Here is a 12,731-nt window from a genome sequence, read left to right as displayed (position 1 = left end):
TCATTGGACGAACCTCGGATTGAGCACGGCCCGCAGGCGATCACCGACCAGATTGATGGCGACGACGATGAGGACGAGCGCGACGCCAGGATAGGTCGAGACCCAGTAATTCCCCGACAGCAGGAAGTCATAGCCGGAGGCGATCAGCATTCCGAGCGAGGGCTGCGTCACCGGGACGCCGACGCCGAGGAATGACAGCGTCGATTCCAGCGTTATGGCGTGGGCCACCTGAACCGTGGAGACCACGATAAGCGGCGGAATGCAATTCGGCAGCATGTGGCGAACGAGGATACGCCACTGCGAAATCTCAAGACAGCGGGCAGCGGCGATGTAATCCTTGTTCTTTTCCACCAGCGCCGAACCGCGCACTGTTCTGGCATAATAGGCCCATTGAACGAAGACGAGGGACAGGACGACCTTATCGAGACCGCGCCCGAATACCGTCAGAAGCACGAGTGCGATCAGGATCGAGGGAAAGGAAAGCTGCAAGTCGACGATCCGCATCACCAGCGCATCGAAGCGCCCGCCAATATATGCCGAGAGGACTCCGACCAGCGCCCCGATGGTGCTGGCGATGACCACGGACGCGATGCCGACGCCAAGCGACACACGCATGCCATACATGATGGCCGAGAGCATATCGCGGCCCTGATCATCGGTGCCGAGCCATGCGGTCATGCCGGTTCCAAGGCTCGAGCCCGGCGGCAGCATATTGTCCATGATGTCGAGCTGCATGAGATCGTAAGGGTTCTGCGGCGCGATCAGTGGTGCGAAGATTGCGACGAAAGCCAGGACCAGAAGAATGGTCAGTCCGATCACGGCTTCCGTGCTGGAAACGAGATCGCGCAGTTGCCGCAGCAACAGCTTTTCGCCCTTGGAGGTGGTTGCCGGAAGAGGTGGCGTGGTGGCGTCTATATTGCTCATGGCTTACTCGCTTGTCCCGCCGAGCCGGACGCGCGGATCGAGCGCGACATACAGCAGATCGACGATGAAATTGATGACGACGAAGATCACCGTGGTGACCATGAGGTAGGCGACCACGACGGGCCTATCGAGCCGGTTGATCGATTCGATCAGCAGCTTGCCCATGCCGGGGAAGGCAAAGACCGTTTCGATGACGACGGTAAAGGCGATCATCGCGCCAAACTCCATGCCGAGGATCGTAACAACCGGGATCATCATGTTCTTCAACAGATGCAGCCGGATGATGCGGAAGCGGCTGAGGCCCTTGGCGCGGGCAAAACGGATATATTCCTGCGTCACCACTTCGCGGGTTCCCGCCTCACACAGCCTGACGACCAGCGATGCTTTGTAGAGCGCAAGTGTGAGCGATGGCAGGATGAGATGGCGCAGACCTTCCCAGGTGAAGATCGACAGCTGCATGCCAAGTACTGTCGTTGTGGGACCGCGCCCGCCTGCGGGAAGCCAGCCCAGATAGACCGAGAAGAACAGGATCATCATCAGGCCGATCCAGAAATTCGGCAGGGAGAAACCGAAGATCGACGTGGACATGATGGCGCGCGCCGCAATCGACTTTGGCCGCAAGCCGGCGATGACGCCAAGGGGCACGCCGATGAGGACCGAGAAGGTGAGTGCTAGAACGGCAAGCTCCAGCGTCGCCGGCAACCGTTCCCCAATCACCGACAACGCCGATTTGCCGTAAACAAACGAGGAACCGAGGTCACCATGCAGAGCATTGGTAATGAAGCTGACGAATTGCACCGGCAAGGGCTGGTCCAGGCCGAAGCGGGCGGCAAGGGCTGCGCGCTCGGCCTGATCCGCATCGGGGCTGGCCAGCATGTCTACCGGACTGCCGAGAGCGAAGACCGCGAGGAAGACGAGAACCGCCATGGTGAAAAGCACCAGGCAGGATTGTCCCAACCTGCGTATGAGATAGGCTACCATCTGTTCGACCACCGAAATAGCTGACGCAGGGCGCTGTGGCGCACCGCGTGATTATATTTGGGGAGGGCGAACCGGCGTGAGGCCGATCCGCCGTGATACAGTCTATTGTGCAGGCTCGAAGCTGAGCGCCGAGGTGCGTTCATCCATGCGCGGGATGATCTTGATGCCCTTCTTGGCCGCCCAGGTCATGCCCTGGAAATAGAGCGGCACGATCGGCATGTCGTCATTGACGGTATGGACTGCCGCCTTCAGCATATCGTTGCGCTTGGCGTCGTCCATTTCAGATGTCAGTGCCACCAGCTGTTCGGTGAGTGCCGGATTGCAATAGTGGCTCCAGTTCACCACACCCCAGCCGCGCGCCTTGTCCGGACACGCCACCATCATGCGAATACCGGAGGACGCCTCGGCAGTCTGCACACCCCAGCCCATCATGACGGCTGAGAACTCGCCCTTGTTGCCCTTAGTGTTGATGGCAGAGAAGGGAACGGCATCGACATCGGTGCGAATACCGATACGCGTCAGCATCTGCGCGATGGCCTGCGCTACACGCTCATCGTTCAAAAGGCGGTTGTTCGGCGTGCCGAGCGTCAGGCGGAAACCATCGGGATAACCGGCATCGGCCAGAAGTTTTTTGGCGGCGGCTTGGTCGAAGGGTACGTTCTCCAGCGCGGGGTCGAAGCCCAGCATCTGATCGGTGGAGAGATTGTTGGTCGGATAGGCAAGGCCCATCATCAGGCGGTCGCTGATCGCCTTGCGGTCAATGGCCATGTTGATGGCTTTGCGCACGCGCACATCCGTCAGCGGGTTTTTGGCAATGGCTGAACCATCCGCAGCCTTTACGCCCGGCGAGCTGTCGCGACCGCTATCGAGGAAAAGGAAGATCAGGCGGTGGGTTTTCTTGGCGCTGTAGACCAGATCGGGATTGGCTTTGACCTTTTCGATGTCAGGTGTCGGTACGTTCTCGATGGCGTTGACATCGCCAGACAGCAGAGCCGTCATGCGGCTGCCATCGTTGGGCATGAAGCGGATGGTGACGTTGTCCCAGGCTGGCTTGCCACCCCAGTAGTCATCGAAGCGGGTCATGACGACGCGGTCGTCAGGTGTGTATTTCACGAACTTGTATGGCCCGGTGCCGATCATATGCTCAGGCGTCGCGAATTTCTCGCTGGTAATGCCTTCGCTCGCCTTTTTGCTGACGATGAACACCGAGGTGAGATCGGCAGGCAGCAATGGATAAGGCGTCTTGGTGATCAGGCGGACGGTGTGCGGGTCCACGACTTCGGTCTTGGTGATGGCGCGTGTGTAGATCGCAAAGCTGGACGGGCTGTTTTCAATCGTGTTGGGGCGCTGGAGAGACCAGGCGACGTCTTCGGCAGTGAAGTCGCTGCCATCCTGAAACTTGGCAGGACGCAGTTTGAATTCCCAGGTCAGGTCGTCAATCTTCGTCCAAGATTCGGCCAGATTGGGAATGATCCGGCTATCGGGGTCCATCTGGGTCAGGGTCTCGAACATGTTGCGTGAGACCGCAATGTTCTGGCTCGCATTGTGGAATTGCGGGTCCATGGATGTCGCCGACGAGCTGTAGGCGAGGTTAAGGTCTTCGGCCCACACGTTGGCGGCAGGCACAAGTGCCGACAGCGCGAGAGCGGCGGCAAAGCGGCGTATTGATGAATAGGGCAGTTTCGCTGAAGCGTGCATTGTCTGTTCCCTTTATTGATTGATGGAATTCTTTTATGTCTCTTGTAGTGGACATATGATCCCTATAAGATAGTTTAGGGTTATAATTTCGGCGATGTCAACAGGGAGATATGTGCAAATGCATGTGAGGGCGCGGGGGACAGATCGGTTGCTGGACGTGCTGGAACTGGTGGCAGCGCAGCAGCAGCCGGCCACGCGCAACGCCATAGCGGCCATGCTCGGCGCACCGCGATCCACGGTTTACAGCATCATCGATACGTTGATGGAGCGAGGATTTCTGGACCAGACGGAGCCGGACGGTTTGATCGTGCCTGGCAGACAGTGCGGACTTCTGGGGCAGGTCTATGACCGCAGCGCACCGCTGGCCCGTCAGGCGAAAGAGGTGATCCGAAACCTTGCCCAAAGCACCCGCGAAGTCTGCGAGCTCGATCTGCTGCACGACTGGAAGCAGTTGATTATGATATCCATTTCCGGTCGCGGCCATGGATATCGTACCGCCGTCGAAGGCTCTCGTTTCCCGCTGCCATCCACCGCAGCCGCCCGCTTTTTGCTGGATGGTTACAGCGCTGCCGACCTTGAGCGCTCCATCCCCGCTGAGGATTTCACCTCGCTGACGGGCACCGTCTCGTCACCCGCCCAGCTTCACCGGGAGGTCGAGCAGGCCCGCGAACAGGGTTATTGGGTGACACGTGCGCTGGTCGATCCCTATGTCGCCTGCGTGACAGCACCCGTTCGCGACCGGCAGGGGCGCTGCATCGCGTCGATCTGCCTTGTCGTCGCCTTGCAGGATATCGACAAGCGTGAGGCTGAATATATTTCTGCCACGACACAGGCGGCGACGGAACTCAGCCGCCATTGCGCGCTTCTTGAGAACCCAATTTTCTAGGAACGGTACTTACCGCACCTTTTCTCGGCTGAATTTCTTTTCCAGCATGCCGACCAGCCGCACCATCGGCCACAAAAACGCGATGTAGATCAGTGCCGCCCCGATGAGCGGCGTCGGGTTGGCGTAGAGCGCTTGGGCATCCAGCCCTTCCTTCATTAGTTCCGCCAGCGCCACGGTCGAGGCGAGCGAGGTATCCTTGAACATCGACACGCAATTGTTCGTCGCCGGTGGAATGACGACCCGCACCGCCTGCGGCAGGATGACTTTGCGTAGCGTGACCAGAAACGGCAGACCGAGCGCAGCAGCGGCCTCGAACTGCCCGGATGGAATGCCCTCGATGCCGGAACGGAACACCTCGGCCATATAGGCTGCCATGACTAGGGCAAAAGCTAGGATCGCGCAGGTCCAGGATGACATGCGAATGCCGATGAATGGCAGGGCGAAGTAGATCAGCATCAGCACGACCAGCATGGGTGCTGCGCGGAAGATGTCGATATAGAACACTGCCAGATAGCGCACAGGCTTCGGCCCATAGAGCCGCAGGAGACCGATGATCAGCCCTGCCGGTATGCCAAGGCCGATGCCTGCAAGACCCAGCAGAAAGGTGTTGAACAGACCCCGCAGCAACGCCGGAAACGCGCTGCCCAGGATTTCAGCGTTGAAGAAGGTGTCGAGGATGGTCATATCCGTAAGCCTCTGAAACATGCCACCCCGAGGCGCTGTCGCGTGAGGTCGAGACATGGGAATGGGCGCCTGATCAACATCAGGCAGCCGTCATGGTACGATTGACGTCAGCATGATGCCGATCATGATCGGCATCGATGATTTTTGGATTGGGTCGTGATGCTCAAGGCTGCGGTATGGGCATTTCGACGGCAGAGGCCGAACCGGCAGCAGGCTCGCTACCGAACCACTTCTTGTGAATGGCGGCCAGCGTCCCGTCCTTCTTCATCGCGGTAATCGCATCATTGGCCTTTCCCAGAAGCGGATGGTTCTTGGCCATCATCAGCCCATATTGCTCGCCGGTCTTGATGCGCACCTTGACAGCAAGATCCTTCATCTTGAGGAAGGCGTATTCCATGCCGGGAATGTCGCTGACGGCAGCGTCCGCGCGGCCAGCCGACATGTCCATCAGCATATCCTGTTGAGCGTTGTAGCTCTTGATATCGCTGATGCCGTATTTTTCCTTGTTTTCCTTCGCCCATTTATCGCCGGTGGAACCCGCCAGCACGCCGACCACCGCGCCCTTCAAGTCTTCGGGAGTGGCAATCTTGCTTTCCTTGCGGGTCGCGATACCCATATCGGCGTCGTAATAGGGCTGCGTGAAAGACTGGCTTCCCAAGCGTTCCCTAGTGATGGTAATCGATGATATCGCGACATCGATGCGCCGCGAAGCGGTGGCGGCAAACAGCGCCTGGAACCCGAAATCGGAGACTTCCAGTGTCATGTCGAGACGCTTTGCGACTTCGGCTGCGATATCGACCTCGAAGCCTTCGAAGGTGCCGCTGGCATTCTTGTATTCGAAAGGCGGATTGCTGGGATAGGCACCCGCCACAAGTGCGGCCGCAGATGCAAGGCCTGCACTGGCAGCAGAGACGGCGGCAGTGACCGCGATACCCATGATTGCGCGGCGGAAGACGGATATGGTCATGAAGCAGTTCCCTCTGTTTTCGTAACCAGCGACGTTTCCGGGCCGGATCGAATATTCATTTTTATGGTCCTCGGTGATCGCTCTTCGTAGGGATCGTTTGGAATGGTGAGGCAAAATTCAGCGGGATTCAAGTGGAAAGATTTAAGCTTAAAATAGGTTGCGCACTGCCGAGCGGATGTGACATGTTTTGCGTCTGAACGATCTGACGCCTTTGATTGCCGTCCATTCGCGGATCGTAATCTACACTATCTTTCCTGACATTGGAGCCTCCCCATGCGTTTCGCCTACCTCGCCTTTTTCGAGAACCCGCATGACAGCCAGTTTGTAGCGAGCAAGGCCGATATCGAGGCGGTGGCGGAGGTCGTCGCACTGACGCCGGGGCTGACCTCTGCGAACATCTATACGCCTGAGACGGCTCAGGACCTATTCAATCCGCAGGAAGAAGCGCCGGTTTTCGGCATGCAGCTTTACTTTGACGAGTTGTTCGCGCTGGAAGATGCCATGGCACCATCAGGACATCTACTAGCGCTGGCCGATCCGGGTGTACTGTCGAGCATCCAGGGTGCCAAGGCAACGCAGCAGGCTATGTATGTCCGGCATTTTCCAGTCGATGATGCGACGCTCGACGTCGCGAAAAATGGCAACCCATGTTCCTATGTCGTGCACTATCCCGGCCCGGCGCAGGACCTGAATATCTGGATGCACCACTACATCGCTCACCATCCGCAGGTCATGCGCCAGTTTCCCGGCATTCGCGGTATCGAAATCCTGTCTCGCGTAGACTGGACCGGGTTCCTGCCGTGGGAGCGGGCCAATCACATGCAGCGAAACCGCGTGATGTTCGATAGTCAGGCCGCACTCACGGCGGCACTCCAGTCCCCGGCGCGCATTGCCATGCGGGAAGACTTCAAGACCTTCCCGCCATTCGAAGGCGGCAATTCGCATTTTCCGATGGCGACGAAGATCGTTGCGCCAAAAGACGCTTAAGCGTCTCGCGCAGCGGTGACGCCAGCGGCAACGCTTGCACCCAGAAACATCGTATCGCTGGCCAGCAGATAGAAACTGATGCCCGCCTGCGACCACTTGGCCACGTCATCTGCCGATGGGCGGAAAATTCCGACGGTTTTTCCGGCTTTGATAGCGGCCTGCGTGATTGTCAGTATGGCTGCTTCAAGCCGTGCCGCTCCCTCGGGACCGAGCGCATTGATGGAAACGGAGAGATCGCCGGGGCCGATGAAGATCACGTCGATGCCTTCGACAGCGACGATCTCCTCGACATTGGCGAGGCCTTCCGCAGTTTCGATCTGGATGGCCAGGACGAGGCTTTCATTGGCGTTCTTCAGATAATCGGGAATGCGATAGCCGTAACCGGCGGCACGTCCGGGCCCGACGCCGCGCTCACCGACAGGCGGATAGCGGGTGGCGGCGACGGCGGCTTTTGCATGGGCAGCGGTCGAGACACGTGGCACCAGAACGCCTGCGGCACCGGCATCCAGAACACCGGCAATCGATTCCGGCGCATGGCCCGGCACGCGCACCATGGCTGGCACGCGGTGAACATCGGAAGCGCGGATCAGGTTTTCGATCAATTCCCGCCCGATCTGCGAATGCTCCGCATCGATGCAGATGAAATCAGGGCCAGCGGCAGCCACGACCTCTATGGCGACCGGATGCGGGATGGCAGTGAATGTGCCGATCAACCGCTTTTGTCCAAGACATGCTTTTCGAAAATCGCTCATAAAGACCTCTGGGAACGGGGGTTTTGCCTGCCGTGATGCAGTTCTAGGATTAGTTTAAGTCTCAATCATATCGCCTGCAAGCGTGTAAACGGTATACGATAATCGATGTTAAATCACCTCATAATTATTTTATGCTTGAAATAAGCGCAAATCCGTATACGATTTTTGCAGGAGTTTACGATGCAAAAGTCGAACGACAATATCGTTGATGCCATTTACACCGACCTGCGTTTGCAGTTGCAACGCAGCGCGATTTTGCCGTCCGACCGGCTGGTCGATACCGCGATTGCGGCCCGTTATGGCGTTTCGCGTGTTCCTGCGCGTGAGGCACTGCTGCGGCTGGTGGCCGAGGGTTATCTGGTTGGCACGACACGCGGTTTTGCCCTGCGAGAGCTTTCGCTGGAGGATATTTCCGGCCTTTTCGAATTGCGTCGGCAGCTGGAGCCACGGGCTGCGGCAAATGCTGCGCGTGACATGACGCCGGAAATCGAGGCAGAACTGACCGAGGCCATGGGCCGGATCAAGTCTGCTCTGGCGGACAACAATATGCCGGTGCTGCTGGATGCCAATGTCGATTTTCGCAATGCGTGGCTGAAGGCCGTTCGCAACCGGCATCTGGCCGAGACCGTCGCGCGCTTTATCAACTACTTCCAGTCGGTCCGGCTCGATAGTTTTGCGGATGCCGAGATGGTCAAGCACTATATCGACGGCCTGTCGCGCATTCACTCAGCCTTCGTCGCGCGCGATTCCGTTGTGATCGCGGAATATATGACGCTTTACATGTTTGCGGCGGAAGAAGCCTTTCTCACCATTCGCCGCCGCCAGCTGGAACAGGCCAAAACAGGGCGCGGTTCGCGCCGCAAAACCATCAAAAAGGGAACGTCATGATCAAGCCTCACCCCTTGAAAGGTCCAAGCAAGCTCAAGCTCGGTGTCTTCTCGCCCAATGCCGATGGCGGCCTTGCCATTACCGATGTGCCGGAACGCTGGCAGGCGCGGTGGCAGGACAATCTGAACGCCGCCCAGATCGCTGATCGCGGCGGATTGGATTTTCTGCTGCCGATTGCCCGCTGGAAGGGTTTTGGAGGCAAGAACCGGGTGCGGGAATGGTCCTATGAAACCTTCACATGGGCGGCGGGGCTTGCTGCCGTTACGGAGCGGATTGCGCTGTTCATGACGGTGCATGTTCCCCTCGTGCATCCGCTTTATGCGGCAAAGTCGCTGGCAACGGTTGATCACATCAGTGGCGGTCGCGCAGGTCTCAACATCGTCTGCGGCTGGAACCCGAAGGAATTCGGCATGTTCGGCGTGCCGCTGGTCGAGAAGGGTTACGATCAGGCTGCCGAATGGCTTGATATTGTCGAGCAGGCCTATGGTGCGCAAGCGCCTTTCGACTATGATGGCAGCTATTACAATCTGAAAGACGTGGTCAGTCGCCCCGCCAGCCTGCAATCACCGCGACCTGTGACCATGAATGCCGCCTTCGGTGGGCCGGGCCGGGATTTTGCCGCGAAAAACTGCGAATATCTCTTCACGACCTTCACCGAGATTGAAGAAGCCGGAAAGCATGTCGAGGATATCCGCATGCGGGCAGATGCGCAGGGCCGTGATGTCGGGGCCTATACCGTCTGCCACGTGGTGTGCCGCGAAACCCAGCAGGAGGCGGAAGATTATTACGAACGCTATGCCGTAACCCTTGCCGACCATGAGGCCGTTGACGCCCATATGGCCGGAAAGAGGGAGTTCTCCCAGTCCCACGACAAGGAAAGCTATGAGCGATACCGCAAGCGGTTTGCAGGCGGCGCAGGTGGATATCCGCTTGTCGGCACGCCGGAAAAGATTGTCGAGGACATGATCGCGATTTCGCAGCAGGGCTATTCCGGCATCGCGCTTTCCTTCGTCAACTACACTTACGAACTGCCGTTCTTCTGCGACCGTGTGATGCCGCTGTTGAAGCAAGCTGGGCTGCGGGTCGAATGAACGCGCACGCCGCACCGGATGAGGTCGAAGCCCTGCGGCTTGCCTTTCGCGAGGGCATGTCGCAACTGGCCGCCGCCGTCAACATCGTTACCACTGACGGTCCCGGCGGCACGGCCGGGTTCACGGCATCAGCCGTTTGCAGCGTGACCGATCAACCGCCGACGTTGCTTGTCTGCCTCAATCGGTCCAGTTCCGTAGCGCATATGTTCGAGACAAATCGCGTGCTCTGCGTCAATACGCTGAGCCATAGCCAAGAGGCTTTGTCGCGGCGTTTCGGCGGCTCGACATCGCAGGAAGAGCGGTTTCTGGAAGGCACATGGTCACGGGGGGTAACAGGGTCTCCGCGATTGGAGGGTGCGCTCTTGTCCTTCGATTGCGAAATCGAAACGATGGTCGAGAGCGGCACGCATCAGGTCTTGTTTTGCCGTATCATCGAACTCGTGCAGGGATCTGACGAGAACGCTCTGGTTTATTTCCGCCGCCGGTATCACGCAGTCTGCTGAAGTCTCTGACAGCGCTGCATTACCCGCATTTTTGTATGCTCAGCCGTTAAGCGTCTCGACAATAATTTTCATGCAGATGCATTTTAAAGCAGCAATTTCGCAGTTTTTCGCTGTGATTTCGTCCCGTTTCAACGTTCTCATTTGACAATGCTATAAGCTTCAACTTATGAATATGCATATAAATGCGTGACATAAAAGGGGAAGACCATGGCAGAACGGTCATTCGCGCGTGAAGTTGAGGATCTCAAGCTCGGGGAAGGTGAAATCTTCCGGGGCGAGGGTATTCTGGCGATCACGAAGGCATTGCTTCAATCCGGCGTGTCCTATGTCGGCGGCTACCAAGGCTCGCCCATTTCTCACCTGATGGACGTTTTGGCTGACGCCAAGGACGTCATGGAAGACCTCGGCATCCATTTCGAAACCTCGGCGTCTGAGGCTGCGGCGGCTGCCATGCTCTCTGCCTCCGTCATGTATCCGGTGCGCGGTGCTGTGACATGGAAATCGACGGCTGGAACGAATGTGGCATCCGATGCCCTGTCGAACCTGTCTTCCGGCGGCGTCACCGGTGGTGCTCTCATCATTCTCGGTGAAGACTTCGGCGAAGGCTCCTCCATCATGCAGGAGCGCAGCCACGCCTTTGCGATGAAATCCCAGATGTGGCTTCTTGATCCGCGCCCTAACCTGCCATCCATCGTCCAATCCGTGGAAGATGGCTTCCAGCTGTCGGAAGCGTCCAACACGCCTGTCATGTTGCAGGTCCGCATTCGCGCCTGTCACGTCCACGGCCAGTTCATCGCCAAGGATAACAAGCGCCCGGAATACACGTTGCGGCAGGCGCTGGAAAATCCTGTCCGGGACGTCAACCGTATCGTCCTGCCGCCTGCCAACTTCGCGCATGAGAAAGACAAGCTGGAGCGCCGCTGGCCTGCTGCCGTCAACTTCATCAAGGAACGCAAACTCAACGAATTCTTCGGCCCTGAAGAGGGTGACATCGGCATCATCCTGCTGGGCGGCATGTACAACGGCGTCATGCGCGGCTTGCAGCAATTGGGCCTGGCTGATGTCTACGGCAATTCAGCCGTGCCGCTCTACGTCATGAATGTTGCCTATCCGACCATCGATGACGAGGTTGTCGAGTTCTGCGTTGGCAAGAAGGCCGTCATCATCGTTGAGGAAGGTGCGCCTGAATATATCGAACAGACGCTGAACACGCTGCTTCGCCGTCGCGATATCCAGACGAAACTGCACGGCAAGGACATGCTGTCGCTTGGCGGCGAATATACCGCGCCCGTGATGATGAACGGCCTGAAGGCCTTCATCGAAACCTATGACCGCCTGCTGCTTGGAAACCAGCCGCCAGTACCGGACCCATCGGATGTTCTCAACGACCCCAAGGTCAAGGCGCTGGCCGAGGTCGTGCCTGCCCGCCCTGCCGGTTTCTGCACGGGCTGTCCTGAAAGGCCGATCTTTGCGGCAATGAAACTGGTGGAAAAGGAACTTGGGGAGCATCACGTCTCGGCGGATATCGGCTGTCACCTCTTCTCGATCCTGCCACCTTTCAACATCGGCGGCACGACGATGGGTTATGGCCTTGGGCCTGCTTCTGCCTCTGCCTTCAATGTCGAGTCCGATAAGCGCTCGATCTCGGTGATGGGCGACGGTGGCTTCTGGCACAATGGCCTTGCGACATCCGTCGGCAATGCCGTGTTCAACAAGCAGGATGGCGTCATCCTCGTTGTCGATAACTTCTATTCGGCAGCAACCGGCGGGCAGGACATTCTGTCATCGCGGGCCGTCAATCCCAACCGCAAGACCAATAATTCCATCGTCAATGCGGTCAAGGGTATCGGCGCGACATGGGTGCGCCAGATCGACCGCACCTATGATGTCGCCCAAATGCGCGACACGCTGAAGGAAGCCCTGACGTCGAAGGAAAAAGGCCCGAAAATCATCGTCGCCTCTTCCGAATGCATGCTGAACAAGCAGCGCCGCATCAAGCCGCAATTTGCCAAGGCGGTCAAAGACGGCAAGCGTATGGTCAAGGAACGCTTCGGTGTGGATGAGGATGTCTGCACGGGCGATCACGCCTGCATTCGTCTCTCGGGCTGTCCGTCGCTTTCAGTCAAGCACACGGATGATCCGTTGAAGGATGATCCAGTCGCGGCCATCGACAATTCCTGTGTCGGTTGTGGCAATTGCGGTGAGGTTTCCGAAGCTGCGGTTCTCTGTCCCTCCTTCTACCGCGCCGATATCATTCACAACCCCACCGGCTGGGACAAGTTTGTCGCAAAAATCCGCGCTTCGGTGATCGGCTGGCTTCAGGCCCGCCGCGCGTCCAGCCGCATCGTGTTTGCAGATTGAGGGTGGACC

General features: G+C 58.2%; 12 protein-coding genes. 6 read left to right on the top strand and 6 right to left on the bottom strand.

The features are described from left to right. The 3 genes from HRR99_RS19115 to HRR99_RS19105 all read right to left on the bottom strand — a co-directional run bounded on the left by HRR99_RS19115 (window position 1) and on the right by HRR99_RS19105 (window position 3,603). On the bottom strand, window positions 1–924 hold the full coding sequence (locus HRR99_RS19115) for an ABC transporter permease (RefSeq protein ID WP_233124424.1): 924 nt from the start codon (window positions 922–924) through the stop codon (window positions 1–3). Between the two features lie 3 nt (window positions 925–927). Then, complete coding sequence (locus tag HRR99_RS19110) at window positions 928–1,905, bottom strand: ABC transporter permease (RefSeq protein ID WP_233124423.1); 978 nt, start codon at window positions 1,903–1,905, stop codon at window positions 928–930. Between the two features lie 102 nt (window positions 1,906–2,007). Continuing rightward, window positions 2,008–3,603: an ABC transporter substrate-binding protein gene (locus HRR99_RS19105; protein ID WP_233124421.1), complete on the bottom strand. Its 1,596-nt coding sequence runs from the start codon at window positions 3,601–3,603 to the stop codon at window positions 2,008–2,010. A 118-nt stretch (window positions 3,604–3,721) separates the two neighbouring features. Between HRR99_RS19105 and HRR99_RS19100 the strand changes: the two genes are divergently transcribed. Beyond that, a complete protein-coding gene (locus tag HRR99_RS19100) occupies window positions 3,722–4,489 on the top strand; it encodes an IclR family transcriptional regulator (protein WP_233124420.1) in 768 nt (255 codons plus the stop codon). Window positions 4,490–4,498: 9 nt separating this feature from the next. Here the strand turns inward: HRR99_RS19100 and HRR99_RS19095 are convergent, their stop codons facing one another. Next, the gene (locus HRR99_RS19095) at window positions 4,499–5,173 is read right to left on the bottom strand and encodes an amino acid ABC transporter permease (RefSeq protein WP_112498040.1); all 675 of its coding nucleotides are present in this window, start codon (window positions 5,171–5,173) and stop codon (window positions 4,499–4,501) included. Window positions 5,174–5,336: 163 nt separating this feature from the next. Further along, window positions 5,337–6,134, bottom strand: coding sequence for an ABC transporter substrate-binding protein (locus HRR99_RS19090; protein ID WP_233124976.1), 798 nt, complete (start codon window positions 6,132–6,134; stop codon window positions 5,337–5,339). Between the two features lie 279 nt (window positions 6,135–6,413). On the opposite strand from HRR99_RS19090, the gene HRR99_RS19085 reads away from it, so the two are divergent. Beyond that, on the top strand, window positions 6,414–7,127 hold the full coding sequence (locus tag HRR99_RS19085; protein ID WP_233124418.1) for a hypothetical protein: 714 nt from the start codon (window positions 6,414–6,416) through the stop codon (window positions 7,125–7,127). On the opposite strand, the gene HRR99_RS19080 is transcribed toward HRR99_RS19085, so the two are convergent. Beyond that, window positions 7,124–7,879, bottom strand: coding sequence for an HpcH/HpaI aldolase family protein (locus HRR99_RS19080; protein WP_233124416.1), 756 nt, complete (start codon window positions 7,877–7,879; stop codon window positions 7,124–7,126). The two genes, HRR99_RS19085 and HRR99_RS19080, sit on opposite strands and share 4 nt — an antisense overlap. 180 nt (window positions 7,880–8,059) lie before the next feature. Between HRR99_RS19080 and HRR99_RS19075 the strand changes: the two genes are divergently transcribed. From HRR99_RS19075 to HRR99_RS19060, 4 genes are all read left to right on the top strand, one after another. Continuing rightward, window positions 8,060–8,767 (top strand): GntR family transcriptional regulator, encoded by a 708-nt coding sequence (locus HRR99_RS19075; RefSeq protein WP_233124414.1) that lies wholly within the window; start codon window positions 8,060–8,062, stop codon window positions 8,765–8,767. Further along, window positions 8,764–9,858 (top strand): LLM class flavin-dependent oxidoreductase, encoded by a 1,095-nt coding sequence (locus HRR99_RS19070; protein WP_233124412.1) that lies wholly within the window; start codon window positions 8,764–8,766, stop codon window positions 9,856–9,858. Before HRR99_RS19075 ends, HRR99_RS19070 begins: the two co-directional genes overlap by 4 nt. Beyond that, window positions 9,855–10,361: a flavin reductase gene (locus HRR99_RS19065; RefSeq protein WP_233124411.1), complete on the top strand. Its 507-nt coding sequence runs from the start codon at window positions 9,855–9,857 to the stop codon at window positions 10,359–10,361. Before HRR99_RS19070 ends, HRR99_RS19065 begins: the two co-directional genes overlap by 4 nt. A 207-nt stretch (window positions 10,362–10,568) precedes the next feature. After that, the gene (locus tag HRR99_RS19060; RefSeq protein ID WP_233124409.1) at window positions 10,569–12,722 is read left to right on the top strand and encodes an indolepyruvate ferredoxin oxidoreductase subunit alpha; all 2,154 of its coding nucleotides are present in this window, start codon (window positions 10,569–10,571) and stop codon (window positions 12,720–12,722) included. The last annotated feature ends 9 nt before the right edge of the window (window positions 12,723–12,731 follow it).

Origin of the sequence: Agrobacterium vaccinii, from assembly GCF_021310995.1 — a bacterium.
Taxonomy (GTDB): Bacteria; Pseudomonadota; Alphaproteobacteria; order Rhizobiales; family Rhizobiaceae; genus Agrobacterium; species Agrobacterium vaccinii.
Note: the sequence above shows the minus strand (reverse complement) of the source record. Positions and strands in the feature narration are given on the sequence as shown.

What these genes read in the sequence shown, in the direction of transcription:
- HRR99_RS19115 (WP_233124424.1), bottom strand. Translation starts at nt 924, where the DNA reads ATGAGCAATATAGACGCCACCACGCCACCTCTTCCGGCAACCACCTCC.
- HRR99_RS19110 (WP_233124423.1), bottom strand. Translation starts at nt 1,905, where the DNA reads ATGGTAGCCTATCTCATACGCAGGTTGGGACAATCCTGCCTGGTGCTT.
- HRR99_RS19105 (WP_233124421.1), bottom strand. Translation starts at nt 3,603, where the DNA reads ATGCACGCTTCAGCGAAACTGCCCTATTCATCAATACGCCGCTTTGCC.
- HRR99_RS19100 (WP_233124420.1), top strand. Translation starts at nt 3,722, where the DNA reads ATGCATGTGAGGGCGCGGGGGACAGATCGGTTGCTGGACGTGCTGGAA.
- HRR99_RS19095 (WP_112498040.1), bottom strand. Translation starts at nt 5,173, where the DNA reads ATGACCATCCTCGACACCTTCTTCAACGCTGAAATCCTGGGCAGCGCG.
- HRR99_RS19085 (WP_233124418.1), top strand. Translation starts at nt 6,414, where the DNA reads ATGCGTTTCGCCTACCTCGCCTTTTTCGAGAACCCGCATGACAGCCAG.
- HRR99_RS19080 (WP_233124416.1), bottom strand. Translation starts at nt 7,879, where the DNA reads ATGAGCGATTTTCGAAAAGCATGTCTTGGACAAAAGCGGTTGATCGGC.
- HRR99_RS19075 (WP_233124414.1), top strand. Translation starts at nt 8,060, where the DNA reads ATGCAAAAGTCGAACGACAATATCGTTGATGCCATTTACACCGACCTG.
- HRR99_RS19070 (WP_233124412.1), top strand. Translation starts at nt 8,764, where the DNA reads ATGATCAAGCCTCACCCCTTGAAAGGTCCAAGCAAGCTCAAGCTCGGT.
- HRR99_RS19065 (WP_233124411.1), top strand. Translation starts at nt 9,855, where the DNA reads ATGAACGCGCACGCCGCACCGGATGAGGTCGAAGCCCTGCGGCTTGCC.
- HRR99_RS19060 (WP_233124409.1), top strand. Translation starts at nt 10,569, where the DNA reads ATGGCAGAACGGTCATTCGCGCGTGAAGTTGAGGATCTCAAGCTCGGG.